This window comes from Nocardia sp. NPDC101769, from assembly GCF_044766925.1.
Taxonomy (GTDB): Bacteria; Actinomycetota; Actinomycetes; order Mycobacteriales; family Mycobacteriaceae; genus Nocardia.
This window is the reverse complement of the sequence record NZ_JBIWMX010000019.1, coordinates 28,709-53,462: the sequence shown is the minus strand read 5'-3', so window position 1 is coordinate 53,462 and position 24,754 is coordinate 28,709. Positions and strand designations below refer to the sequence as shown.

22 protein-coding genes, 1 pseudogene and 1 riboswitch are annotated in these 24,754 nt (G+C 67.3%); of the genes and pseudogenes, 11 read left to right on the top strand and 12 right to left on the bottom strand.

The features are described 5' to 3' along the window. Window positions 1–96: 96 nt before the first annotated feature. Together ACIRRA_RS26960 and ACIRRA_RS26955 are read left to right on the top strand one after the other, a co-directional pair. Window positions 97–2,124 (top strand): glycosyltransferase family 39 protein, encoded by a 2,028-nt coding sequence (locus ACIRRA_RS26960; protein ID WP_402773462.1) that lies wholly within the window; start codon window positions 97–99, stop codon window positions 2,122–2,124. A gap of 163 nt (window positions 2,125–2,287) precedes the next feature. Continuing rightward, window positions 2,288–2,440 carry a hypothetical protein gene (locus tag ACIRRA_RS26955; protein WP_364619771.1) on the top strand — a complete coding sequence of 51 codons (153 nt, stop codon included), beginning with the start codon at window positions 2,288–2,290 and terminating at the stop codon, window positions 2,438–2,440. A 196-nt stretch (window positions 2,441–2,636) separates the two neighbouring features. On the opposite strand, the gene ACIRRA_RS26950 is transcribed toward ACIRRA_RS26955, so the two are convergent. Further along, window positions 2,637–3,776, bottom strand: a complete 1,140-nt coding sequence (locus tag ACIRRA_RS26950) for an epoxide hydrolase family protein (protein WP_402773459.1) — start codon at window positions 3,774–3,776, stop codon at window positions 2,637–2,639. 87 nt (window positions 3,777–3,863) lie between these two features. On the opposite strand from ACIRRA_RS26950, the gene ACIRRA_RS26945 reads away from it, so the two are divergent. Then, complete coding sequence (locus ACIRRA_RS26945) at window positions 3,864–4,514, top strand: TetR/AcrR family transcriptional regulator (protein ID WP_402773457.1); 651 nt, start codon at window positions 3,864–3,866, stop codon at window positions 4,512–4,514. A gap of 103 nt (window positions 4,515–4,617) precedes the next feature. On the opposite strand, the gene ACIRRA_RS26940 is transcribed toward ACIRRA_RS26945, so the two are convergent. Further along, window positions 4,618–5,766 (bottom strand): RNA-guided endonuclease InsQ/TnpB family protein, encoded by a 1,149-nt coding sequence (locus ACIRRA_RS26940; RefSeq protein WP_402773455.1) that lies wholly within the window; start codon window positions 5,764–5,766, stop codon window positions 4,618–4,620. A gap of 25 nt (window positions 5,767–5,791) precedes the next feature. On the opposite strand from ACIRRA_RS26940, the gene tnpA reads away from it, so the two are divergent. Then, the gene (gene tnpA, locus ACIRRA_RS26935) at window positions 5,792–6,208 is read left to right on the top strand and encodes an IS200/IS605 family transposase (RefSeq protein WP_402773453.1); all 417 of its coding nucleotides are present in this window, start codon (window positions 5,792–5,794) and stop codon (window positions 6,206–6,208) included. A 177-nt stretch (window positions 6,209–6,385) separates the two neighbouring features. Further along, on the top strand, window positions 6,386–6,790 hold the full coding sequence (locus ACIRRA_RS26930; protein WP_402773451.1) for a VOC family protein: 405 nt from the start codon (window positions 6,386–6,388) through the stop codon (window positions 6,788–6,790). A gap of 90 nt (window positions 6,791–6,880) precedes the next feature. On the opposite strand, the gene thiC is transcribed toward ACIRRA_RS26930, so the two are convergent. Both thiC and ACIRRA_RS26920 read right to left on the bottom strand, forming a co-directional pair. Then, on the bottom strand, window positions 6,881–8,542 hold the full coding sequence (gene thiC, locus ACIRRA_RS26925; RefSeq protein ID WP_402773449.1) for a phosphomethylpyrimidine synthase ThiC: 1,662 nt from the start codon (window positions 8,540–8,542) through the stop codon (window positions 6,881–6,883). After that, a riboswitch (TPP riboswitch) is annotated at window positions 8,536–8,646 on the bottom strand. Its footprint overlaps the gene before it by 7 nt. Window positions 8,647–8,844: 198 nt before the next feature. After that, the gene (locus tag ACIRRA_RS26920) at window positions 8,845–9,192 is read right to left on the bottom strand and encodes a lipase family protein (RefSeq protein WP_402773446.1); all 348 of its coding nucleotides are present in this window, start codon (window positions 9,190–9,192) and stop codon (window positions 8,845–8,847) included. 208 nt (window positions 9,193–9,400) lie between these two features. On the opposite strand from ACIRRA_RS26920, the gene ACIRRA_RS26915 reads away from it, so the two are divergent. After that, window positions 9,401–10,075: a TetR/AcrR family transcriptional regulator gene (locus ACIRRA_RS26915; protein WP_402773444.1), complete on the top strand. Its 675-nt coding sequence runs from the start codon at window positions 9,401–9,403 to the stop codon at window positions 10,073–10,075. Window positions 10,076–10,199: 124 nt separating this feature from the next. Here the strand turns inward: ACIRRA_RS26915 and ACIRRA_RS26910 are convergent, their stop codons facing one another. The 4 genes from ACIRRA_RS26910 to ACIRRA_RS26895 form a co-directional block, all read right to left on the bottom strand. Beyond that, on the bottom strand, window positions 10,200–12,548 hold the full coding sequence (locus tag ACIRRA_RS26910; protein WP_402773441.1) for an MMPL family transporter: 2,349 nt from the start codon (window positions 12,546–12,548) through the stop codon (window positions 10,200–10,202). Window positions 12,549–12,650: 102 nt separating this feature from the next. Next, window positions 12,651–13,829 carry a fumarylacetoacetase gene (fahA, locus tag ACIRRA_RS26905; protein WP_402773439.1) on the bottom strand — a complete coding sequence of 393 codons (1,179 nt, stop codon included), beginning with the start codon at window positions 13,827–13,829 and terminating at the stop codon, window positions 12,651–12,653. A 55-nt stretch (window positions 13,830–13,884) separates the two neighbouring features. Beyond that, a complete protein-coding gene (locus tag ACIRRA_RS26900; protein ID WP_402773436.1) occupies window positions 13,885–15,090 on the bottom strand; it encodes a homogentisate 1,2-dioxygenase in 1,206 nt (401 codons plus the stop codon). Window positions 15,091–15,159: 69 nt separating this feature from the next. Continuing rightward, a complete protein-coding gene (locus ACIRRA_RS26895; RefSeq protein WP_357004859.1) occupies window positions 15,160–15,786 on the bottom strand; it encodes a TetR family transcriptional regulator in 627 nt (208 codons plus the stop codon). 155 nt (window positions 15,787–15,941) lie between these two features. On the opposite strand from ACIRRA_RS26895, the gene ACIRRA_RS26890 reads away from it, so the two are divergent. The 3 genes and pseudogenes from ACIRRA_RS26890 (at window position 15,942) to ACIRRA_RS26880 (ending at window position 20,207) form a co-directional block, all read left to right on the top strand. Continuing rightward, entirely contained in the window at window positions 15,942–17,861 is a 1,920-nt protein-coding gene (locus ACIRRA_RS26890) for an acyl-CoA dehydrogenase family protein (RefSeq protein ID WP_402773433.1), read from the top strand. Between the two features lie 46 nt (window positions 17,862–17,907). After that, a pseudogene (locus ACIRRA_RS26885) lies at window positions 17,908–18,016 on the top strand (DUF2236 domain-containing protein); the annotation flags it as partial. A 364-nt stretch (window positions 18,017–18,380) separates the two neighbouring features. Continuing rightward, window positions 18,381–20,207: an acyl-CoA dehydrogenase gene (locus ACIRRA_RS26880; RefSeq protein ID WP_402773430.1), complete on the top strand. Its 1,827-nt coding sequence runs from the start codon at window positions 18,381–18,383 to the stop codon at window positions 20,205–20,207. Between the two features lie 51 nt (window positions 20,208–20,258). Here the strand turns inward: ACIRRA_RS26880 and ACIRRA_RS26875 are convergent, their stop codons facing one another. Beyond that, window positions 20,259–20,471 carry a hypothetical protein gene (locus ACIRRA_RS26875; RefSeq protein ID WP_402773428.1) on the bottom strand — a complete coding sequence of 71 codons (213 nt, stop codon included), beginning with the start codon at window positions 20,469–20,471 and terminating at the stop codon, window positions 20,259–20,261. A gap of 494 nt (window positions 20,472–20,965) precedes the next feature. On the opposite strand from ACIRRA_RS26875, the gene ACIRRA_RS26870 reads away from it, so the two are divergent. Next, window positions 20,966–21,604 (top strand): hypothetical protein, encoded by a 639-nt coding sequence (locus ACIRRA_RS26870; RefSeq protein WP_402773425.1) that lies wholly within the window; start codon window positions 20,966–20,968, stop codon window positions 21,602–21,604. On the opposite strand, the gene ACIRRA_RS26865 is transcribed toward ACIRRA_RS26870, so the two are convergent. From ACIRRA_RS26865 to ACIRRA_RS26855, 3 genes are read right to left on the bottom strand one after another with little or no spacing between them, the layout of a single operon-like run. Continuing rightward, a complete protein-coding gene (locus tag ACIRRA_RS26865) occupies window positions 21,601–22,416 on the bottom strand; it encodes an exodeoxyribonuclease III (protein WP_402773422.1) in 816 nt (271 codons plus the stop codon). The genes ACIRRA_RS26870 and ACIRRA_RS26865 overlap by 4 nt on opposite strands. Before the next feature lie 51 nt (window positions 22,417–22,467). Beyond that, entirely contained in the window at window positions 22,468–23,418 is a 951-nt protein-coding gene (locus ACIRRA_RS26860) for a GNAT family N-acetyltransferase (protein ID WP_402773419.1), read from the bottom strand. A gap of 6 nt (window positions 23,419–23,424) precedes the next feature. After that, complete coding sequence (locus ACIRRA_RS26855; protein WP_402773416.1) at window positions 23,425–24,048, bottom strand: peptide deformylase; 624 nt, start codon at window positions 24,046–24,048, stop codon at window positions 23,425–23,427. 345 nt (window positions 24,049–24,393) lie between these two features. Between ACIRRA_RS26855 and ACIRRA_RS26850 the strand changes: the two genes are divergently transcribed. Further along, window positions 24,394–24,711 (top strand): DUF3263 domain-containing protein, encoded by a 318-nt coding sequence (locus tag ACIRRA_RS26850; RefSeq protein WP_402773413.1) that lies wholly within the window; start codon window positions 24,394–24,396, stop codon window positions 24,709–24,711. Window positions 24,712–24,754: the final 43 nt, after the last annotated feature.

The following is a 24,754-nucleotide window of genomic DNA, read 5'->3' as shown; positions in this document are numbered from 1 at the left end:
CTTCCCCGGCCGGTGCCACCCCGAACACGGCGATCTGCCGTACTGGGCCACCCCCTCCGACACCCCCACCGATCGAGCTGACCGAGGAGGCGACCGATGACCGCGACACTGACCGAGCCCCGGCTCGCCCCGCCCCCGGCCGAGCCGGCCGGGGCCCGCACCGACCGCCGGGAGTACCTGGCGCTGACGGCCCTGCTGATCGGCACCGCCATCGCCTACATCTGGAACCTGTCCGCCAACGGCTGGGCCAACTCCTTCTACGCGGCCGCCGTGCAGGCGGGTTCGGTGTCGTGGAAGGCCATGTTCTTCGGCTCCTCCGACGCGGCCAACTCCATCACCGTGGACAAGACGCCACTGTCGCTGTGGCCCATGGAGATCTCGGTGCGGATCTTCGGCCTGCACAGCTGGAGCATGCTGCTGCCGCAGGCCCTGCTCGGCGTGGCCTCGGTCGCGCTGCTGTGGGCCATCGTGCGCCGCACCTTCGGCGCGAGCGCCGGACTGCTGGCCGGCCTGGTGCTGGCGGTGACTCCCATTGCCGCCGTGATGTTCCGGTTCGACAACCCGGACGCCATGCTGGTTTTCCTCATGCTGGCCGCGGCCTGGGCCATGACCCGCGCGGTGGCCGACGGCCGCTGGCGCTGGGTGCTGCTCACCGGCGCGTTCATCGGACTCGGCTTCCTGGCCAAGCAGTTGCAGGTGCTGCTGGTGGTGCCCGCGCTGGCGCTGACCTACCTGATCGCGGGCCCGCCCGAGCTGGGCAAGCGCATCGCGCAGCTGTTCGGCGCGGCCGCGGCCATGGCGGCGGGCGCGGGCTGGTGGGTGCTGCTGGCCGAGCTGTGGCCGGCCTCGGATCGCCCGTACTTCGGTGGCTCACAGCACAATTCGATCATCGAACTCACCCTCGGCTACAACGGTCTGGGCCGCCTCGACGGCAATGAGCGCGGCAGCGTCGGCGGCGGCGACCAGCTGCCGACCGGCGGTGGCGGCATGTGGGGCACGCCCGGCATCGGGCGGCTGTTCGAACCGGCGCAGGCCGGTCAGATCGCCTGGCTCATCCCGGCCGCCCTGGTGCTGCTGGTGGCCGGAATCGCCCTGCGCGGCAAGCTGACCCGCACCGATCCCCAGCGCGCCACGCTCATCCTGTTCGGCGGCTGGCTGGTGGGCACCGGGCTGGTCTTCAGCCTCATGAAGGGCATCTTCCACCCGTACTACACGGTGGCGCTGGCTCCGGCCGTGGCCGCGCTGATCGGTGCGGGCTCGGTGCTCGCCTGGCAGCACCGAGATCGGCTGTGGGTGCGCCTGGCCGCCGTCCTCGCCATGGGCCTGACCACGGCCACGGCGTGGATCATCCTGTCCCGCAGCACGTCCTTCGTGCCGTGGCTGCGCTGGGTGATCCTGGTGGGCGGCATTGTCGCCACCGTGCTCCTGCTGATTCGCCTGCCCCGCAAGGCCGGTCTGGCCGGCGCGGCGGCCGCGTTACTGGTCGGTCTGGCGGGTCCGGCCGCCTACGCCGTGGATGGCATCGCCACCGCGCACCAGGGGCCGATGCCTTCGGCCGGACCCGCGGTGCGCGGCGCCTGGGGTCCGGGCGGGCCGCGCGGCGGCAACCATGGCATGCCCAGCGGGCAGCCGGGTGGCGGTCAGCACGGCATGGGCATGAACCACGGTGACACCGCGGCCGACGGCCCCGGCGGCAATGCCGGAAACGACGGCGGCCCGGGCGGATTCGGCGGCCCGGCGGGCAACATGATGAGCGCGAGCAAACCGAGCGACAAGGTCACCGCGCTGCTGAAGGCCGACGGCTCCGAGTACACCTGGGTGGCGGCGACGGTCAGCTCGAATTCGGCGGCCGGATTCCAGCTGGCGACCCAGCTGCCGGTGATGCCGATCGGTGGCTTCAACGGCAGCGATCCCTCGCCCACACTGTCCCAGTTCGAGGAGTACGTGCAGGTCGGCCGGATCCATTACTTCATCAGCGGCAACCAGATGGGTGGCGACCGCGGCGGCAACGGCAACAACCAGAGCCAGAGCTCGCAGATCACCGCGTGGGTGAAGGAGCACTTCAACTCGCAGGAGGCGGACGGCATCACCCTCTACGACCTGACCTCGCCGAAGACCACATAACCGGCGGGCTTGCCACCGCCACAACAGGACTGAGCGCTCGTACCCGATGGGGGACGAGTGCTCGGTTCTTCCGTCGCACACAAGTGGCGCTGCGACTCGCCGCAAGTGATCTACCCGGTCGCTAGAATCGATGTGACGGTCGTCACGATCCAGGGAATCCGCCATGAGCACGCCGCATCCCCTCAGCGATGAGCATCGAGAAGCCTTCTGGCGCAGGGCCGGATGGGATCCGTACCTCCCGGATGCCGAGCGTGCGGCCATAGAACGGCGCTGGGACGACGAATCCATCTCCATGGCAGAGGTTTTCGGCTTCTGATCGGCGGCACACCGGGTCCGGCTCCGGAAATGGCGACCTTCATGACGCTAACGTCGTGTAATTCGTTGTTGCGACAATGAATTCAGTACATCAACGGGAGTCGGCGGGGACCATCGCCGCGCGTTTCGCGAACCCGGGGAGGATCCGGGCCGGCCCGGGGATGAACCAGGCCGGCCTTCGAGGGGAGCCAGGCGAATCAGCGCAGCCCGGCGAAGAATTCGCGAATATCCGCGACCAGCACGTCGGTCGCCTCGTGCGCGGCGTAGTGTCCCGCCGCATCGTTGGCGCTGGTCGAGCCCATCGAGTTCACGTCGTAGGCGTGCCAGCTCACGATGTTCGCGTGATCCCGCTCGGCGAAGCGGCGGATGGACTGGAAGTCGCCCTTGAACATGGCCAGTCCGGTCGGGGTGGTGGTGGGCCCCTGCGGCACTTCGGTGGCGTGGGCGTCCTCGTAGTAGAAGCGGATCGACGAGGCGGCGGTGCCGGTCAGCCAGTAGAGGGCCACATTGCCGATCACGAAGTCCATGTCGGCGCTCTCGGGGAACAGCTGGGAATTCCAGCCCAGCAGGCCCACCGGCGAATCCGCGAGCGCGAAGGCCAGGGTCTGTGGCTGCTGGCTCTGCAGGGTGTTGAAAGCCATCTTGTTGTCGTAGAACCACTTCAGGTGGACCAGCCCCGCCTGATCCTCGGCGGACAGGTCGGCCATTTCCGCCGGATCGCCGGAGGGGAACGAGAACAGTTGCGTCACATGGACTCCTACCACCCGATCGGGGGCGATGCGGCCGATTTCGGGGGAGATCATGGAACCCGCGTCATTGCCGATGGCGCCGTAGCGGGCGTAGCCCAGCCGCTCCATCAGCTCGGCCCAGGCCCGGGCGGTGCGCCACCGGTTCCAGCCGCTGGACCGGGTCGGGCCGGACCAGCCGTAGCCCGGCAGGGACGGGATGACCAGGTGGAAGGCGGGATCATCCGCGGACTCGGGCTCGGTGAGCGGCTCGATGACGTCGAGGTACTCCAGGATGGAACCGGGCCAGCCGTGGGTCAGGATGACCGGGGTGGCATCCGCCCTGGAGGACCGGATGTGCAGGAAGTGGATGTCCTCGCCGTCGATCTCGGTGGTGAACTGCGGGTAGGCGTTGAGCTCGGACTCCAGTGCCCGCCAATCGAACTTCTCGAGCCAGTACTCGGCGAGCGTGCGGACGCGGTCGCCGGTGACGCCGTACGCGTCGCCCACGCCCGGAAGCTCGTCCGGCCACAGCGCCTTACGCAGCCGGTCGGCCAGATCGTCGAGCCGGGCCTGTGGGACATCGATGCGGAAGGGGCGGATGGCGTTCATCATTCTCTCCTTGGTGGAACGGAATGCTTCATTCTGTTCAAAGCTTAACGGAACGGATTATTCCGTTCAAGTGGTAAGCTCGGATTCATGCCGAACACAGCCGAACCCGCAGCTCAGCGCGCCCTGCCCGGCCGCAAGGCGCAGGCCGCGCGCAACGACGAGCTCATCCTGGCCGCCGCCCGGGACGTGTTCCTGGCCGAACCCAAGGCGCCGATCTCGGCCGTCGCCGAGCGCGCGGGGGTGGGGATCAGCGCGCTGTACCGCCGCTATCCGAGCAAGGAGGAGCTGCTGCGCACCCTCTGCTACGACGGACTGCGCCGCTACAACGCGGAAGCCGAAGCGGCTCTGGGGAATTCCGACGGCTGGGCGGCACTGGTCGACTTCCTGCACCGTGTGGTCGACGCCGATGTGCACTCGCTGACCGTGCATCTGGCCGGCACCTTCACCCCGGACGAGTCGATCGTCCCGGACGTCCAGCGCGCGGCCGAACTCAATGACCAACTCCTGCGCCGGGCCCGGGAATCGGGGCGGCTGCGGCCCGGGGTCACCGTCGCCGACTTCGGTCTGATCCTCGAAGCCTGCGCGACGATTTCACTGCCCGATCCCGAGCGCACCGCCCAGCTGCGCCGCCGGGTCCTGGCCCTGCTGATCGACGGCCTCACCGCCACCGGCGACCTGCCCGGCCCGCCACCGGTTCCCGGCGAATTCGCCCAACGCTGGCAGCGTCGTGACCAGTGAACGTTGACGTCCTCTCCGCCTGAAGACTGAAGGCCGGAGATTCCTGCCAGCGCCCTCGCGGGCGCTCTCGGTGGGTTCCTGTTTCACAGGGGCTCGCTTTCCGCTAGGCGGGAAGACTGACAGCCCCTCCGCAGGCATTTGACCTCTCCGCCCGTCCGGCGGCGAGAATGTTCTTGGCGGCGTTCGCATCCCGGTCGTGGGTTGTTCCACATGCGCACGTCCACTCCCGGACCGACAGTGGTTTCGGTCCGTCGATCGCCCCGCACTCCGAGCACAACTGCGACGATGGCAAGAACCGATCCACCTTCGCGAAATGCCGGCCGTACCGATGGGCTTTCTCCTCCAGCATGCGGGTGAACATGCCCCACCCGGCATCGTGCACCGACTTCGCCAACCTGGTCCGTGCAAGACCTTTCACGCACAAGTCTTCGACGAACACCGTTTGATTCTCGCGAATGATCTGCGTCGAATGCTTGTGCGCCCAATCCCGGCGCGTATCAGCCACCTTGGCGTGAGCCTTCGCCACACGGACTCGAGCCTTGGCCCGGTTGCTGGAACCTTTCTCCTTGCGCGACAACGACTGCTGCGCTTTCCGCAAGCGACGTTCGGCGCGGCGCAGGAACTTCGGCGACTCGATCACCTTGCCATCCGACAAGACCGCGAACGTGGCCAACCCCAAATCGATTCCGACCTCCGAATCGACCGACGGCAACGGCCGGTCGTCGGTCACTACGACGAACGACGCGAAATATCGGCCCACCGCGTCCTTGATGACCGTCACCGACGACGGGGCAGACGGCAGTTCCCGCGACCAGCGGACCGACACGTCCCCGATCTTCGGCAGCCGCAGCTTGCCGCCCGCCGTGACAGCGAAACGCGCGTTCTTGGTGAATCGAATGGCCTGCCGGTTGTCCTTCCGGGACCGGAAACGCGGCCGACCGACCCGCCCGCCCTTGCGTTTCCCGGTGATCGAGGCGAAGAAATTCCGGTAAGCAGTGTTCAAATCCGCCAGCGCCTGTTGCAGCACCACCGCCGACACCTCACCGAGCCACTCCCGGCCCGGGTCCTTCTTCGCTGCCGTCAACGCCTGGCTCAGCTCGCTGTCGCTCACGTACTGCAACCCGTTCACGCGCGCGGCCTCCCGCGCCGCGAGCGCGTCGTTGTACACCACGCGAGCGCATCCGAACGCTCGCGCCAGCGAAACCTGCTGGCCGGGTGTCGGATAGACGCGGAAGTTGTACCACAGCTGCACACGACCGACTGTACCGTATTGGCTTATGGCAGAAGACGATACGATACGCACTGGCAGGCATTGTGTTTTCGTGCTTCATGTCCACTTGGTTTTCGTCACTAAATATCGGCATCGCGTGTTCACCGACCGTCACCTGGCCCGGATGGAGCAGATCATGCGGGACGTGTGCGCCGACTTCGAATGCGAGCTGGTGGAATTCAACGGCGAAGCCGACCACGTTCACCTACTGGTGAACTTCCCACCGAAAGTCGCCGTGTCGAAACTGGTCAACTCCCTCAAAGGCGTCTCCTCACGCAGGCTGCGCCAAGAGTTCCCCGACCTCGTTCACCACTACTGGCGAGCCAAACGCCTATGGTCGGGGTCCTACTTCGCCGGATCAGTCGACGGCGCACCCATTTCCGTTCTCCACCAATACATCGAACAGCAGCAACGCCCGGTCTAGGGCACGCTCGGGCCTCGACAGCCCTCCCACGTCCGCTTCCACCACCGCCCCGAACGACGGCGCACTGGCCCACGATAGCGTTCGCCGCGGACGTGCCGACATTCGTTCCTGAACCATGATGAATTCCGCGGCTCGGCTCCGACTTCCGCAAGAGCGCTCGAATCGGAAGGAACTGTCATGAACTGGACACTCGAAGTGGTCATCGTCCCCGTGTCGGACGTGGACCGCGCCAAGGATTTCTACAGCACCAAGCTCGGGTTCCATGTGGACCACGATGTCCGGCCCGTGGAGGGGACGCGGATCTGTCAGCTCACGCCCCCCGGGTCGGGCTGCTCGATCGTCATCGGTGAGGGCGTGGTGCCGAAAATGGAGCCGGGATATCTCAAGGGGCTACAGCTGGTGGTACCGGATCTGAAGCGCGCCCGCGCTGAACTGGTCGCGCGCGGAGTCGAGGTCAGCGACATCCAGGTGCTGCCGGGGCCGCCTTCCGCGGGCGACCCGCTGGACAACAGCGGGTTCATCTTCTTCGACGATCCGGACGGCAACAGCTGGGCCGTCCAGCAGATCTCGAGCCGGGCCTGAGGCGATGGGACCGGGCCGGAACACGATTCGGGGCGGGCAGCTCGAAAGCCGCCCGCCCCGAATCGGATTCGCTGATTACCGGGTGCGGTCCTAGGACACGACCGGCAGGTACACCTGGTTGCCGGTGGCGGCGAACTCGGCGGACTTCTCCGCCATGCCCGCTTCGATGGCGGCGATATCGGTGAGGCCCTGCTTCTCGGCGTAGTCGCGCACGTCCTGCGAGATGCGCATCGAGCAGAACTTCGGGCCGCACATGGAGCAGAAGTGCGCGGTCTTGGCGGGCTCGGCCGGGAGGGTCTCGTCGTGGTACTGGCGGGCGGTGTCGGGGTCCAGCGAGAGGTTGAACTGGTCGGTCCAGCGGAACTCGAAGCGCGCCTTGGACAGCGCGTTGTCGCGGTCCTGAGCGCGCGGGTGCTGCTTGGCCAGGTCGGCGGAGTGGGCGGCGATCTTGTAGGTGATCACGCCGACCTTCACGTCGTCCCGGTTGGGCAGGCCCAGGTGCTCTTTGGGCGTCACGTAACAGAGCATGGCGGTGCCCGCCTGCGCGATGATGGCCGCGCCGATGGCCGAGGTGATGTGGTCGTAGGCCGGTGCGATATCGGTGGCCAGCGGGCCGAGCGTGTAGAAGGGAGCCTCCTCGCAGAGCTCCTCCTCCAGCTTCACGTTCTCGACGATCTTGTGCATGGGCACGTGGCCCGGGCCCTCGATCATCACCTGCACGCCATAGGATTTCGCGATCTTGGTGAGCTCGCCCAGGGTGCGCAGCTCGGCGAACTGGGCCTCGTCATTGGCGTCCGCGATGGAACCCGGGCGCAGACCGTCACCCAGCGAGAAGGTGATGTCGTACTCGGCCAGGATCTCGCACAGCTCGGCGAAGTTGGTGTACAGGAACGATTCCTGGTGATGCGCCAGGCACCACGCCGCCATGATGGAACCGCCGCGCGACACGATGCCGGTGACCCGCTTGGCGGTCAGCGGCACGTAGCGCAGCAGCACGCCGGCGTGCACCGTCATGTAGTCGACACCCTGCTCGGCCTGCTCGATCACGGTGTCGCGGTAGATCTCCCAGGTGAGCTTGGTGGGGTCGCCGTTCACCTTCTCCAGCGCCTGGTAGATCGGCACGGTGCCGACCGGGACGGGGGAGTTGCGCAGGATCCACTCACGGGTCTCGTGAATGTTCTTGCCGGTGGACAGATCCATGATGGTGTCGGCGCCCCAGCGGGTGGCCCACACCATCTTCTCCACCTCCTCGGCGATGGAGGAGCTCACGGCCGAATTGCCGATGTTCGCATTGATCTTGACCGCGAACTTCTTGCCGATGATCATCGGCTCGGACTCGGGGTGGCGGTGGTTGGCCGGGATCACCGCGCGACCGGCGGCCACCTCGTCGCGCACCAGCTCGGGCGCGACGCCCTCGCGCGCCGCGATGTAGCGCATCTCGTTGGTGATGATGCCCTGGCGGGCCCAGGCCAGCTGGGTCGGCGGGCCGTCGACCTGCGGCTTGTCCCAGGTGTCGCGCAGCTTGGGCAGCCCCGCCTCGAGATCGATGGTGGCGGTGTCGTCGGTGTACGGACCGGAGGTGTCGTACACGTCGAAGTGCTCGCCATTGGTGAGATTGATGCGCCGCACCGGAACCCGCAGTGTCGTGCCGTCGGCCTCGACCTGCTGGTAGTGCTTGACGCTGCCCTCGATGGGACCGGTTGTCACGGTGTCGACGGGTGCAGAGTTGCTCGGGACGTGACTCGATGACATGGGTGAATCCTCCCTACGCCGGCATTACCCGGTCAGGTTCATACGGTCGACGGCCCACTAGCCGTCCTCTCAGCCCGCTGGTGCGAGCCCCCGTTGGCATACGTACTTTTCCGCAGCGACCATACCGCGCTCCGCGGCACGCACGCTCCGAGACCGCGGAATATACGATCCGGTCTGCTCAGGGGATGGATTCGGCCGGGTGAGGTTCAGCGCTCCTGCGGGCCGATCGGCCGGCCCAGTGCGCCGAACGCGGCGTTCAGCTCGATCTCGGTCTGGGTGGCGAGGGCGTCGAGGCTGCCCAGCTAGTAGACCGACGCGCCCCCGTCGCACCATCGCTGAACCATGCGGTCGTTGGTGTACCACGGCACCGCCTCGTCGTAGACGCCCTGATAGACCATGGTGGGCGCGGTCGGCGGATTGCCGCCCAGCACAGTCGAATCGAAGACCTCCTTGATCTCCGGCAGCGCCGGGTAGTCGGCGATCGGGATGGTCGGCATGCGCTGGTAGTCGGTGAACATCAGGTTCAGCACGGTGCGTGCCAGGCACTGGTTCGCGGTGCGATCCATGACCTCGCGGCCTTCCGGTGTCAGGTACTTCTCGGTGGTCTCGGCGAACTTCGGGTACGTGTTGCGCAGCGAGGCGGTACCCACGGAACTGGTGCGAGACCAGCGGCCGACTGTGAGAAGTGTTGGCCCCCTGCGGAATCGCCACGGTTGTGGCCGCGACCGTCGGCTGCCCGAACAGGTCGGTGGTGCGGTACAGCAGCTGCCACGACCGCACGTGCACCGGCAGCACGGTGAGCACCGCCAGCTTATCAACAAGATGTCTTTCTGAAATGAGCTTGGCTATCGTCTAGGCATGTCCCGCAGCAAATCTGCCGCGCCGACCGACCGGACCCCCGTGCGGCGTCGCATCCGCGGCCTCGACGCCGACGAGCGCAGCGTCCAGCGCCGCCGTCAGCTGCTCACCGCCGCCACCGAACTCTTTGCCCGGCAAAGCTATTCGGGCACTTCCATCGAACAGATCTGTCAGCACGCCTACGTCGGCACCAAGGGCTTCTACGACCACTTCGACAGCAAGGAAGCCTGCTACACCGCCCTGCTGGAACAGATCACCACGGACATCCGGCAACGGGTGGCCGAGGTGGCCGCCGAAACCGCCGACGCGGACTGTCCCACCCGTCGCGCCGCCGTACTGGCCGCCTTCGTCCACGCCATCGCCGACGACCCCCGCCTGGCCAGGGTCACCTTCGGCGAAGCCGGCGGCATCTCACCCACCGTCGAAGCCATGCGCCGCTCCAACCGCCGCTGGTCCGCGGAATTCCTGAAACACCAATGGCTGCAAGCCGATCCGCGCGAAGACCCGCGCCTGCCGGCCCTGGCCCTCGCCACCATCGGCGGCATGTTCGAACTCGTCGCCGACTGGCTGCACCACCACGACGACGGCGGCGCACCGGATTCCGTGGACACCCTCGTCGCCGATCTGAACCACTTCGTGGCGGTGGTCGACGCGGGCCGGGCCGCCGCCCGCTGAGCGAACCTCCGGCCCGGCGCTCGATCGCGCGGGTGGGCGGGTCGAAATGGGCGCCGGATCGAACTCCGCCGCACGGGAATTCGATGCCGCAGTCGGCGCCGCGGTGATCGGCTCCGTCATGGCCTCAGATGCCGGAGACGGCGCCCACCCGGTCGCCCTCGCCGACAGCATGGGTCTCGGTCTCGGCGTGCTCGCCGCCGGTGTGGTCGCCCTCGGCTACCGCCTCGGCCGACTCCTCCTCCAGTCCGATCCGCTTGTGCAGTGCCGCAAGCGGTTTCGGAGCCCACCAGTTGGCGGTGGACATCAGGCGCATGAGGGCCGGGGCCAGCAGCCCGCGAATGATGGTGGCGTCGGAGACCACCGCCAGCGCCAGGCCGATGCCGAACAACTTCATGGGTGCGACCTCGGAGGTGGCCACGGCCAGCAGCACCACCGCCATCAAACCCGCGGCGGCGGTGAAGATCCGGCCGGTGCGGGCCACCCCGAGGGCCACCGAGCGGGTATTGGCCGCCCGGCCGCGATCGGAGGCCAGCCATTCCTCGCGAATCCGGGACAGCAGGAAGACCTCGTAGTCCATCGACATGCCGAAGGCCAGACAGAACATGAGGATCGGCATGAACAGGTCGATGCTGCCGGTCGAGGTGAACCCCAGCAGTCCGGACAGGTGGCCCTGCGCGAAGACCCAGATCATGGCGCCGAAGGTGGCGGTCAGCGACAGCATGTTCAGCAGCAGCGCCTTCACCGGGAGCACCACGCTGCCGGTGAACAGGAACAGCAGGATCAGGGTGATGACGGCGATGAGCGCGGCCGCCAAGGGGATTCGGCTGATGACCGAGTCCATGGTGTCCTTGTTCAGGGCGGCCGCGCCACCGAACAGCACCTCGCCGGGAGCCGGAACCGCCCGAAGTGCCGCGAGCTGCTGTTTACCCGCGGCGGAGTAGGGCGCGACCTTGGTGCCGACCGAAAGGTAGGTCCCGTTCGGGCCGACCATCTGCGGGATACCGGCCGCCACCCGCTTGCCGATCGGCCCGACGCCCACAGCAGGCGTTGGCGCCAGGTAGACGCCCTCGCTGGACAGCACCGCCGCGACGCCCGGCACCTCCGACAGGCTCTTCGCGTACGTGCCGATTTCCGCTGCGCTGCCGTGGAATCCGGGCAACACGATCACCGCGCTGGAGGCCATGTCGGCATCGAAGTCCTGCCGCAGCGCGTCGCCCACCTGACGGCTGGACGCGAAGGTGCCGATCACCCGATCGTCCGGGGTGCCGAAATGCGCCTTCAGGAACGGGGATCCGAGCGCCAGCAACACGGCCGCCGCGATCACGGCGACCGGTAGCGCTCGCCGCATGACCACGGTCACCAGCCGGTACCAGAAGGTGGTCTCGACCGGCTTGGGTGCGGGCTCGCCGCGACCCAGCAGACGGCGCACCGGTTTCCGCAGATCCCAGGCGTTCACCCGATCTCCGAGCAGTACCAGCGCGGCGGGCAGCAAAAGCATCGACGCGCCCACGGCCGCGGCGACGACCGCGACACCGGCGTAGGCGAAGGACTTGAAGAACGGCTGCGGGAACACCGCCAGCGCGGCCAGGGCCAGCGCGACGGTCAAGCCGGAGAACACGACGGTGCGGCCCGCGGTCTGCATGGAACACAGAATCGCTGCCCGGGTATCGCGGCCATTGGCCAGCTCCTCGCGATACCGGCTGACAATGAACAGGCTGTAGTCGATGGCCAGGGCCAGCCCCAGCGCGCTGGTCATGTTCAGCGCGAAGATGGAGACATCCATGACCGTGGTCAGCCCGCGCAGAATGCCCAGCGTCGCGGCGATCGCGAACAGTCCCACGCCGACCGGCAGCAACGCCGCGACCACGCTGCCGAACACCAGCACCAGCAGCAGCGCCGACACCGGCACCGCGATGGCCTCGGCCAGCAGCAGGTCCTTCTCCACCTGGTGATTGATATCGGCGAAGGAACCCGCCATGCCGCCGACCCGGACACGCACGCCGTCGTTGTCCCCATTGAGCTGGTTCGACAGCTCGGCGGCCCGGTTCTGCACCTCGGTGTCGGTGCCGGTGACCGTGGCCATGATGAGCCCGCGCTGCCCGTCCTTGCTCTTCAGCGCGGCGGCCAGGTCGGGCCGGGCGGTGAGGCTGGTCCAATACGACTGCACGCCGGTCACCGTCGGGTCCTGGCTCAGCTCGTCGGTGACGCGTTGCGCCTCGCCGCGCACCTGCGGGCTGTTGACGCCCCCGTCACCGCTGACCATGACGATGAGGTTGGGATTGCCGCCAGGGAAGTTCTTCGTGATGAAGTCATTGGCGCGCACCGACTCCAGCGAGTCGGTGAGATAACCACCGCCGACCATGTGGGATTTCACGGTGGCTCCGAAGCCACCGCAAATGAGCATCAAAAGGAGCGCGGCCGCCAGGACCGCGCGCGGGCGCGCCATGGCGAACCGGGCAGAACTGGTCAACATGGACGCCACCCTCCGAAGTCTTCAGACGTTCGGAACGGTAACGTTCCTGACCTACCGGTCGGTAGGGTCAGTGATGATATTCATGGCCATGCGAATTGGCTATCACTCGGCTTTCGTAATGCGCCCTCGCACCTCACCCAGCTCCAGGTGACCGCCCCCGATGGCGGGTGCGGTGGCCGTGATGACCACCTCGTCGCCGTCCTGCAGGAAGGTCCGCTGGACCCCGTTCAACTCGATCGGTTCGGTACCGCCCCAGCTCATTTCCATCAGCGACCCGCGCTCGGCGCGCTCGGCCCCCGAGATGGTGCCGGAGGCGAACAGGTCGCCGGTGCGGGTCGACGCGCCGTTGACCGTCAGATGCGCGAGCATCTGCGCCGCCGACCAGTACATGCGCCGGAACGGGGGAGTGGAGATCACCTGACCGTTCCACTCGACGGTCAGCGTGATGTCCAGTCCCCAGGACGTGTCGTCCCGCAGATACGGCAGCGGCTCCGGATGCTGCGGCGGCAGCGGAATCCGCGCGGCGGCCAGCGCGTCGAGCGGCGTCACGAACGCCGACAGGCTGGTCGCGAACGACTTGCCGAGGAACGGGCCCAGCGGTTGCCCCTCCCAGGCCTGGATATCCCGGGCCGACCAGTCGTTCACCAGCGCCACCCCGAATACGTGCTCGGCGAACTCGCCGGTCCCGATGGGCGTACCGAGCCGCGAGCCCGCACCCACCACGAAGCCCAGTTCGGCCTCGATATCGAGGCGGCGACTCGGACCGAAATCCGGTGTGCCGGAATCGGTCCGGCGCTGTCCATGCGGCCGGACGACCTCCGTGCCCGACACCACCACGGTGCCCGCGCGCCCGTGATACCCCACCGGCAGGTGCCGCCAATTCGGCAGCAGCGGTTCACCGGCCGGCCGCAGCATCCGGCCCATGGCGGTGGCGTGATCGAGGCTGGCGTAGAAGTCGACGTAGTCGCCGATCTCCATCGGCAGGTCCAGCCGCACCGCCCGCACCGAATGCACCGCCGCCGCAGGCAGTTCCGCGTCGGCCACCGCGCGCACCCGCTCGCGTACCTCCCGCCAGCACTGCCGGCCCTGGGTCATGAAGGCGTTCAGACTGGGCTGCGCGAACATCGGATCATCCAGCGCCACCGCCAGATCGATGATCGAATCGCCCAGCCGCGCCCCCACCCGCGGGTCCCCGCCCAGCGGGCGGAACACGCAGTACGGCAGATGCGCCGGTCCGAATCCGGAACTCGGAGGCACCTCGATACGCACCCGGCTGCTCATTTCCCCACCGCCCGATCCCATGTCACCAACCCCTGCACCGTTGCCTCACTCGGACTCAGATCCACTCGGACGGCCCTCGCCCCGACCAGGTCCAGGCATACCGCGCGTCCTCGCACGCCAGCGCGCCCTCGCCCAGCTGCAACGGGTGGAAGGTGTCCACCATGACCGCCAGCTCGTCGAAGAAATCGATGCCGATGCTGCGCTCGTAGGCCCCCGGCTGCGGCCCGTGCGCGTACCCGCCCGGATGCACCGACACCGAGCCCTGCCCGATCCCGGATCCCTTGCGCGCCTCGTAGTTTCCGCCGCAGTAGAAGAGGATCTCGTCGGAGTCCACATTCGAGTGGTAGTAGGGGACCGGTATCGACAGCGGGTGGTAGTCCACCTTGCGCGGCACGAAATTACAGATCACGAAGTTCTGCCCCTCGAAGGCCTGATGTACGGGCGGCGGCTGATGCACGCGGCCGGTGATCGGTTCGAAGTCGGCGATATCGAAGGTGAACGGATACAGGCAGCCGTCCCAGCCCACCACATCGAAGGGGTGGGTGGCGTACACCATGCTGGTGCCGACGATCTCACCGGCGGGGCGGTGCTTGACCAGCACTTCCACGTTCTCGCCGTCGATCTGTACCGGTTCGGTGGGCCCGTGCAGATCCCGCTCGCAGTAGGGCGAGTTCTCCAGGAACTGGCCGTATTTCGAGAGATATCGCTTGGGTGGGGCGATGTGGCCGGCACCCTCGATGACGTAGGCGCGCAAGGGTTCCGGGCCGTCGGGAATCCAGCGATGCGTGGTGGCGCGCGGCAGCAGCACCTGATGCCCCTGCCGCACCGGCAGGGCCCCGAACACGGTTTCCACCCGCCCCGAACCGGATTCGATATAGACGAGTTCATCGCCGACGGCATTGCGGTACAGGGCCGAGTCCCGCAGCGCCGCCACATAGGAGATGCGCACATCGGCATTGCCCAGCAGCAGCCGCCGCCCGGTCACCACATCGCTGTCGCCCGGCTTGTCGCCCAGGAACAGTTCGTGCAGCTTCAGATGCCGGTGCCGCAGTGGATGATTCGGGTACAGCCGCTGCTCGGGCAGTATCCACACCGACGAATCCACAATGGCCGGAGGCAATCCCCGGTGATAGAGCAGCGAGGAATCGCCCGAGAAGCCCTCTTCGCCCATCAGCTCTTCGTAATAGAGCGAGCCCCGCTCATCCCGATGCTGCGTGTGCCGCTTGGGCGGCACCGAACCAACCTGCCGATAGAACGTCATGGCGGCCTCCCGCTGACCGATGGTCCCTTTCCCATCGTAGCCATCGGATAACGGCAGGACCCCGGATTCTCAGGCGTGGCGCAGGGCTCGATACACCGCCGCGCCGACGAACTCGCCCAGTGTGTCGGGGGTCCACTCGCCCGGATCGGTGAGCAACGTGCGCACCGCGCCCTCACCGGCCGAGACCCACAGCTCGACCAGGGCCGGCAGTTTGCGTTCGGCGTGCGCGGTGCCCCAGGCCTTCAAGGTCGGGCGCAATCGCCGGGTGCAGCGCTCCACGGCCAGTAGCCGGCCCTTGCCGAACGAATCCGCCACGGCCGGATCGGGATTGCCGTACAGCAGGCGCCAGGTGTCGGGCCGCTGGGACACCGTGTGCAGCAGGGCGCGGAAGCCTTCCACGAAGACCGCCTCGTCGGCTTCGACCCGTCGGCGCGGCAGCGTGTCCAGCACGCCCTGCACCAGGTAGTCCTCCTCGCGGCGGATGAGCGCTTCGAGGAGCTCGACCCGATCGGCGAAGCAGGCGTAGACGACCGGGCGGGTGACCTTCATGCGGTCGGCCACGGCGGCGATGGTCACCGCCGCGATGCCGTCGGCGACGGCGATCTCGAGGGCGGTGTCGAGGACCTGCGGGCGACGCCGTTCGGGACCCAGATGCCGCGCGCGCTGGCGTGGTCGTATCGCCGAATCGGTGCCCATGCGCACCGACGATAGCAGTGCGCGCGGGGTGGGGACCCGCTGGTCCGAGCCGGTAACAAGATCGTTTCCTACAGTACTGCACAAAAATGCTACATTCACGAAGGAAACAACCCGGAGGAGCCGAGGACGCCCCCGGCCGGAGGAGGCGAAGCCCCATGAGCCAGACCCTGTTCAACCCGAAAACCTGCGAATTCACCGAATTCGACGCCGAGACCCGACGACTGCTGCGCGCCACCGTCGACTACTTCGAGACCTTCGGCAAGATCCGGCTGCTGGCCGAGAGCCGGGACCGGGTCTGGTACGCGGACTTCCTGGACTTCATCAAGCGCGAACGGGTCTTCGCGACCTTCCTGACCCCGGCCGCACAGGCCGGCGGCGACCCGAACAAGCGCTGGGACACCGCGCGCATCGCCATGATGAGCAAGATCCTCGGCTTCTACGGCATGCAGTACTGGTACGTCTGGCAAGTCACCATCCTCGGCCTCGGCCCGATCTGGCAGAGCGCCAATGCCGAGGCCAAGGCCCGCGCCGCCGCGCTGCTGGAATCCGGCGAGATCTTCGCCTTCGGCCTCTCCGAGAAGGAACACGGCGCCGACATCTACTCCACCGACATGGTGCTGGAACCGGACCCGCGCGGCGGCTACACCGCTACCGGCGGCAAGCACTACATCGGCAACGGCAATCTCGCGGGCATGGTGTCGGTCTTCGGCCGCCGCGCCGACAAGCCGATCATCGACTCCTCGGATTTCCTGCGGAAGATGACCGACGAGGAGTACTCGGGCTACCTGTTCTTCGCCGCCGACTCCAGGCACAAGAACTACAAGCTGCGCAAGAACGTCGTCGACTCCCAGATGTACGTCGCCGCTTTCGATCTCGACAAGTACCCGGTCGCCGAATCCGACATCCTGCACACCGGGCGGGCGGCCTTCGACGCCGCCATGAACACGGTCAATGTCGGCAAGTTCAATCTCGGCTTCGGCGCGGTCGGCGCGTGTGAGCACGCCATGTTCGAGGCGGTCGGCCACGCGTACAACCGAATCCTGTTCGGGCACCGGGTGACCGAGTTCCCGCAGGTGAAGTCGCTGTTGGCGGACAGCTACGCCCGCCTGATCGGCATGAAGCTCTACAGCGAGCGGGCCATCGACTACATGCGCTCCGCCAATGAGAACGACCGGCGCTACCTGCTTTTCAACGCCATCGAGAAGATGTCGGTCACCCGGCACGGCCAGCGGCTGTACGAGGATCTCGCCGACGTGATCGCGGCGCGCGGCTTCGAGAACGACATGTACTTCCCGATGGCCATGGTCGGCATGTTCGGCTTGCCGCGGCTCGAGGGCACCGTCCATGTGAACATGGCCCTGTCGCTGAAGTTCATGCCCAACTTCATGTTCCATCCCGCCGATGCCGGACTGGCCGCGCTGCGCTACCTGCCGGGCGCGGGCGTCGCGCCCAAGAGCGTGGTGCGCGCGGTGTCCGGGGCGCTGAGCTGGACCAGCCGTCGTGCCAGCGGCCCTGCCGCCAAGGCCGTGCCCGCGCTGAAGAGCGAATTCGCCCGGGCCGCACACGCTCCCGTGCCCACCCGCCGCGACGCCGCCGACGACGAATTCCTCTTCCGTCAGGGCCCGAGCAGCGGCCTCGGCAAGATCCGCTTCACCGACTGGCGACCGGTCTTCGAGAAGTTCGCCCACATCCCGAATGTCGCGGTCTTCCTGGAACAGGCCCTCGCCTTCCAGACCTTGCTCGCGGCCGCCACTCCGACCGCGGAGCAGCAGCAGGACGTCGACTTCCTCTTCGCCCTCGGCGAGCTGTTCACCACGCTCCCGTACGCCCAGCTCATCCTCGAGCAGGCCGAGATCGCCGGTGCCGACGAGTCGGTACTAGACCAACTCTTCGACCTGTTCGTGCGCGAGTTCTCCAAGCACGCCCTGACCCTGCACACCAAGCCGACCGCGACCAGGGCCCAACAGGTCCGCGCCCTGGATCTGGTCCGCCGCCCGATCGCCGACCCCGCCCGCTTCGATCACGTATCGGCGCAGGTCGAGGCCCTGGCCGGGGTCTACGAGATGAACCCCTGACGTCGTCCGCCGCGGCCCGGCCGCCCGGGCCGCGACCAGCGGCGGCAGTCGTCTGGTGGCCCCGGCGGCCATCGCCACATCCCACGGGTGGATGCGCGAGACCGGCGGTTTCCGCCGGCCGGGCCCGCTCGACGCCGCCTACCCGCCCGCGGTCCGCACGGCCATGGCCGCCCTGAAGAACGACCGCTCGAAGCTGGAGCCGGCCGAGCAGTTCATCGGCCGCATGGCCGGCCGTCTGCTCGAGGTGCACATGCGATCCCGGGTTCCCGTGAATCCCGTCACCGTCACTTCGCAGCAGGCCAAGGAACTGTACGGCCGCGGCGTCCCGGTCCAGCGCATAACGGCGGGGTTAACTTTTCGGGATTCTTCCCGGTCGGATGGGGCTTTCCGAGTAAAGAGGCGTACCTACGCTTGCGTAACAGGACGGGCGTACGGCAACCTCGCCTTGATCTTCGAGATGCTCGATCAGATCTTCCGACATCGCTCGACCAGTTCAGACTCAGCCGAGGAGGCCCTTCCGTGTCCCATTACAAGGCGAACCTACGAGACATCGAGTTCAACTTGTTCGAAGTACTGGGTATCGGGGAACTGCTGGACCAGGGCGCCTACGGCGACCTGGACGCCGACACCGCGCGGGAGATGCTCGCCGAGGCGAAGCGCCTGGCGGAGGGGCCGATCGCAGAATCGTTCGTCGACGCCGATCGCAACCCGGTCGAGTTCATTCCGGACCAGCACACCATCATCGTGCCGGAATCGCTGAAGAAGACCGTGGCCGCGGTCAACGAGGCCGGGTACTCGGGTCTGGGTATGGCCGAGGAGATGGGCGGCGTGCCCGCCCCCAATGCCCTCATCTGGGGCATTCAGGAAATGCTGGTCGCCGCGAACAACTCGGCCTCCTTCTTCAACATGGGTCCGCTCATGCACAAGGTGCTCTTCGACGAGGGCACCGAGCAGCAGCGGAAGTGGGCCACCCACGCGTGGGAGAACCGCTGGGGCGGCACCATGGTGCTCACCGAGCCGGACGCTGGCTCCGATGTCGGCATGGGCCGCACCAAGGCGATCCAGCAGGCCGACGGCAGCTGGCACATCGAGGGCGTGAAGCGCTTCATCTCCGGCGGCGACGTGGGCGACACCGCCGACAACATCTTCCACCTGGTGCTGGCCCGCCCCGAGGGCGCCGGCCCGGGCACCAAGGGCCTGTCGCTGTTCGTGGTGCCGCGCTTCCTGTTCGACACCGAGACCATGGAACTCGGCGCCAAGAACGGCGCGCTGGTCACCGGCGTCGAGCACAAGATGGGCATCAAGTCCTCGCCCACCTGTGAGATCACCTTCGGCGGCGACATTCCGGCCGTCGGCTACCTGGTCGGTGACAAGCACAATGGCATCGCGCAGATGTTCAAAGTCATCGAGAACGCGCGAATGATGGTGGGCACCAAGGCCACCGGCGCGCTGTCCACCGGGTACCTGAACGCCCTGGAGTACGCCAAGCAGCGCGTGCAGGGCGCGGATCTGACCCAGATGGCCGACAAGAGCGCGCCGCGCGTCACCATCACCCACCACCCGGATGTGCGTCGTTCGCTGGTCACGCAGAAGGCGTACGCCGAGGGTCTGCGAGGGCTGTACATGTACTGCGCCTCGTACCAGAACGCCGATGTGGCGCAGGCCAATTACGGGGTGGACGCCCAGCTGGCGGAGAAGGTCAACGACCTGCTGCTGCCGATCGTCAAGGGCTGCGGCTCGGATCGGGCGTACGAGAGCCTGACCGAATCGCTGCAGACCCTGGGTGGTTCCGGCTACCTGCAGGACTACCCGATCGAGCAGTACATCCGCGACTGCAAGATCGACTCGCTGTACGAGGGCACCACCGCCATCCAGGCGCAGGACTTCTTCTTCCGCAAGATCATTCGCGACAAGGGCGTGGCGCTCGCGCACGTCGCGGGCCTGATGCAGAAGTTCATCGACGGCGGCCCGGACCAGTTCAAGATCGAGCGCGGGCTGCTCGGCGCGGCGCTGGCCGATGTGCAGGCCATGGCGGCCACCCTGACCGGTTACCTGATGGCGGCGCAGCAGCAGATCGACGAGATCTACAAGGTCGGCCTGGGCTCGGTCCGATTCCTGTACGCCGTGGGCGATCTCGTCATCTCCTGGCGACTGCTGGAGCAGGCCGCCATCGCCCAGACGGCCCTCGACGGCGGCGCCGCCGAGAAGGACAAGGCCTTCTACACCGGCAAGGTCGGCGTCGCCTCCTGGTTCGCCAAGAACAAGCTGCCCCTCATCAGCGGCGTGCGTTCGGTCGTCGAGAACATCGACAACGACATCATGAAGCTGGACGAGGCCGCTTTCTGACCCACCCGCATCCCCCGGCCCCGCACCTGTTCGGTGCGGGGCCGGTTTGCTTCACGCCACCCGGCTCGAGGGTCCCCGGTCGGCGGGGTCTCGAAGACGGTGCCGTCCGCCCGCGGCGGGAGCGACCACGGGGATGGGGAGCACGATGGTCGGTGGTGCGTCCAGCACCGCGTGTAGGTGGGCGATGAAAGCGTCGAGGCTGCCGTAGCGCGTGAGGATCTCGTCGAGTACCTGGTGCGCACTCGAGCCTGTCGGATTGTTCATCTCGCCCCTCCGAGGTCCGCCACCGGCCGGGGCCGGTTCTGTCCGGCATTCTGCATGAGATATTCGAACGTGTAGCTACTTTGGGGATAACTGTGAGAGTCCGTGCCGCGAGCAGTCTCGATTCGTGCCATTGGTGCGGATCTGGGCCGCTCCATCCCCAGATCGCACTACCGTCCGGTACGGGTGAACGGAGTGGTACCGGTGGCGTAGCTCGGGAGTGGCTATCTCGCCGCACCCTTGGTCCGTATCGCCCGCCCGGGCCGTCGCCGGACGGTCCCGGAACGCGGTGCCCCGCTTCACCGAACCCGAGTGGTGCACCGTGCGCGGAAAGCTGCTCGACGGCCCGGTGGATCAGCCCGCAGACGCCCCGATCAACCCGGACCCGAACGAGCTCCTGTGTGTCTTGTCGGCGAGGCGCGACTCGCCGACGTGACACGCACATTCGATGTGTGACGGCGCCGTGAGGTGTCGTTCCCAGCGGGTACAACTACGGCATGGTCTTCCCGGTTACCTTCGGCTGGATCCAGATGCTGCTGCTGGTCCTCGGCATCGCGGCGATCGGATTGCTCGTCACCGCCGCTCTCAAAGCGCGCAAGGTCGGGTGGCGGGTGCTGGCCGGCCGGGGCGCGGGTGCGGCCGGGCTGGTGCTCGTCGCGGTCGTGATCCTGTGGATCACCACGCTGCTGCAGACCTTCCTCGGGCTCACCGGGGAGGTGAAGGCGGCGCACATCGAGGTCAAACCCGTTGCAGGGCAGGAACACATGATGAACGTGGATCTGACCCTCTACGGTGACAAGGACCACGGCGACCAGCACAAGACCTATCAGGTCGAGGGCGACCTGTGGGTGCTGCAGGCCAATATCGTGGAACTCGAACCGTGGGTGAACGCGCTCGGCTTCAACTCCGGGTACAAGGTGACCCGGCTCTACGGCCAGCGGCTGGACGGCATCGCCACCAAGCAGAACCAGATCTTCCTCAATGGCAGCGACGCCGACTTCTTCCAGGACATGAAGAATCAGTCCTGGTACACAAAGCCTTTCGTGCGCTCGGCCTACGGCAACGCGGTCATCGCCGCCGCGGGCAGCTACGACGTCTTCATCTCCCACGACGCCATCAAGACCCGGTCCGTCTAGTCGGCGAGCTCGGCCACCACGGGCGCATGATCGCTGGCGCCCTTGCCCTTTCGCTCCTCGCGGTCCACGTTCGCCTCGGTGACCCGGGCCGACAGGGCGGGGGAGCCGAGGATGAAATCGATGCGCATGCCCTCTTTCCGGGGGAAGCGCAGCTGCGTGTAGTCCCAGTAGGTGTAGACACCGGGGCCGGGGTGGAAGGGCCGCATCACGTCGCTGAAGCCCGCCTCGCCGAAGGCGTCGAAGGCGTCGCGTTCCCGCTCGGACACGTGGGTCTTGCCCTCGAAGAACTCCGGCGACCAGACATCCAGATCGGTCGGTGCGATATTCCAGTCACCCACCAGCGCGATCCGCGCGTCCGGATCCTCCGACAGCCACTTGCTGCCCGCACTGCGCAGGGCGGCAAGCCATTCCAGCTTGTAGGTGTAGTGCGGATCGTCCAGGGCGCGCCCATTGGGCACGTACAGGCTCCACACCCGCACCCCGCCGCAGGTCGCGCCGATCGCGCGGGCCTCCACCACCGGCGCGCTGAGCAGCGATTCCCCGGCGTCCTTGTCGAACCCGGGCTGATCCGGGAAGCCGATCTCGACATCCTCGATCCCGACCCGGGAGGCGATGGCCACGCCGTTCCACTGGCTGTAGCCGACGTGCGCGACCTCGTACCCGGCCGCCTCGAAGGCCTCGAACGGGAACTGCTCGTCCTTGCACTTGGTTTCCTGCATGGCCAGCACGTCGATATCGGCGCGGTCCAGCCACGCCAGCACCCGATCCTGGCGGGTACGAATCGAATTCACGTTCCAGGTAGCGATGCGCACGAGTGGTGAACCTTTCAGAACTAGTGTCTTGCGAAAGCGAGGGGCGCGCAATCAGGGCGCGGCGTACCGGTAGCGGTGGTGTTCGACGAACCCCATCTCGTGGTACAGCGCCAGGGCCGCCTCATTCTCGTCCGACACCTGCACGTACGCGTGCGTGGCCCCGTGCGACTGCCCCCAGCGGATCATCTCCGCGCACACCAGCGCGCCCAGCCCGTGCCGCCGATGCCCGGTCGCCACCGCGACGCAGGTCAGCCCCGCCCAGCAGCGGCCGTCCGGGGCCGTGGTAACCGCGACCCGGCCGATGGCCAGCGGCGACTGCAAACCCAGCGTGGCGAAGGCGACCTGACCGTCGCGCACCGCCGTCAGCACCTCCACCACCGGGGTCGACCCGAGTTCGGCGTCCCCGCCGCGATGCCGGTGCATGGACAGCCAGGCCCCGTCCGGATCCGGGGTGAAACGCACCATCGGCGGTCCGGACGGCAACGCCATGGTCTCGATATCGACGGCCAGCACCTGGGTTTCGTTCCAGCTGTGCCAGTCCGCGGGCGCGGTGGCCAGCCGGTCGGGCAGCTGGAACTGTGCGGGCAGACCGTGCGCGGCGTACCACTCACCGATCCGATGCAGGGTTTCGGTGTCCATCAGGGCGGGTCCGTCCGTACCGCCCAGCGGCACTGCGGAATTCGCGCGATTGGTGTACCCGTCCCCGGCGCGCAGCAGCCAGCCGCCGATCCAGGACCGCCGCAGGCCCGGCCAGCCGTCGGCCGCGGCCGCCTCCAGGCTGCGGATCTCGCTGGTCCGAATGGGCCTGGGCCCGAGCGGTTTCCAGGCCACCACCCGATCCCACGCGATGGAGACCACCTGGCCGTCGGCGGTGCGCACGGTCAGCGGATCGGTCTCGGTGAGTTCACCGATCACATCTGTCAGCGGTTGTGGATAGCCCGCGGGCAGGCGGTAGCGAACCACCACCCGCTTACCGATCGGCGGGAGTTCGGAATCGGTCATGCCCGATCAGTCGTCGAGATCGTCGTCGTCGTGTCCGAAGGGATCCGGCACGGTGCCCGGCACCCAGCTCAAACCCGGTTTGCCCCAGCCGTTTCGCTTGATGGACTTCTTGGCGGCCCGGGCATTGCGCCCGATCAGCACGTCGACGTAGAGGAAGCCGTCCAGGTGCCCGGTCTCGTGCTGCAGCATGCGGGCGAAGAAGCCGCGGCCCTCGATCTCGACCGGTTCGCCGTGCTCGTCGGTGCCGGTGACCTTCGCCCACTCGGCGCGGCCGGTGGGGAACTGCTCGCCGGGAACCGACAGGCAGCCCTCCTCGTCATCATCGGGATCCGGCATGGACTCCGGGATCTCGGAGGTCTGCAGTACGGGATTCACGACGCAGCCGCGGCGGCGGACCATCTTCGCGCCGTCGGTGTCGTCCGGGCAGTCGTAGACGAAGATACGGGGCGAGACCTCGTTCTCGTCCTTGATGATGACCTGGTTGGCGGCCAGGCCCACGCCATTGGCGGCGTCCATGGTCTCGTACATGTCCGCGATCAGCTCGGCCAGCTCCTCCGGGGCCTGCGTGACCGGGGTGGTCGCGCGGTGCAGAACCGGGTCGCCGACAATGCGAATCGGGAGAATAGCCATGCTGAGCAGCCTACTGGGCTGCTTTTTCCAAGAGATCGCCCCCTGGACACCCGCCCGCAGGTTCGCGGCCGAGCGCGGGCAGGCGGAGCGCTCGATTCTGAACTGCGCTCCGCCTCGCCGCGCTCGGAGCGAATACCGGAGCCAAGCGGAGGAGGGAAGAATCGAGACCTCGGGGTCGCGAACCCCGCCCGGGGCGAAGCGGAGGGGCAGAACGAGCGCGACACGCCGGGGGGTTCGTCAGAACACGCCGATTGGTACGCATCGGGACGACTCCGCCGCGTGGTTGAATGATCGGCGACGCACAAGCACCATATTCGTCTGGTGACCACTCGGCGAGGGAGCACTATGGACAGCGCAGCGGCACGCGACATTCCCGCAAGCGAGGACGGCCCTTCCAGCGAGGATGACGTACACGGGCTTTCCCGCCGCGAGCTCGACATTCTCGACTTCGAACGCAAGTGGTGGAAGTACGCCGGTGCGAAAGAGGAAGCCATCCGTGAGCTGTTCGACCTCTCACCCACCCGCTACTACCAGGTCCTGAACGCGGTCGTCGACAAGCCGGAGGCGCTGGCCGCCGACCCCATGCTGGTCAAGCGCCTGCGCCGGCTACGCGCCAGCCGTCAGAAGACCAGGGCCGCACGCCGTCTCGGTTTCCAGGTGTGAACCACGGCCGGAACGTGAAGCAGCTTCCAACACCGCGTGCGTA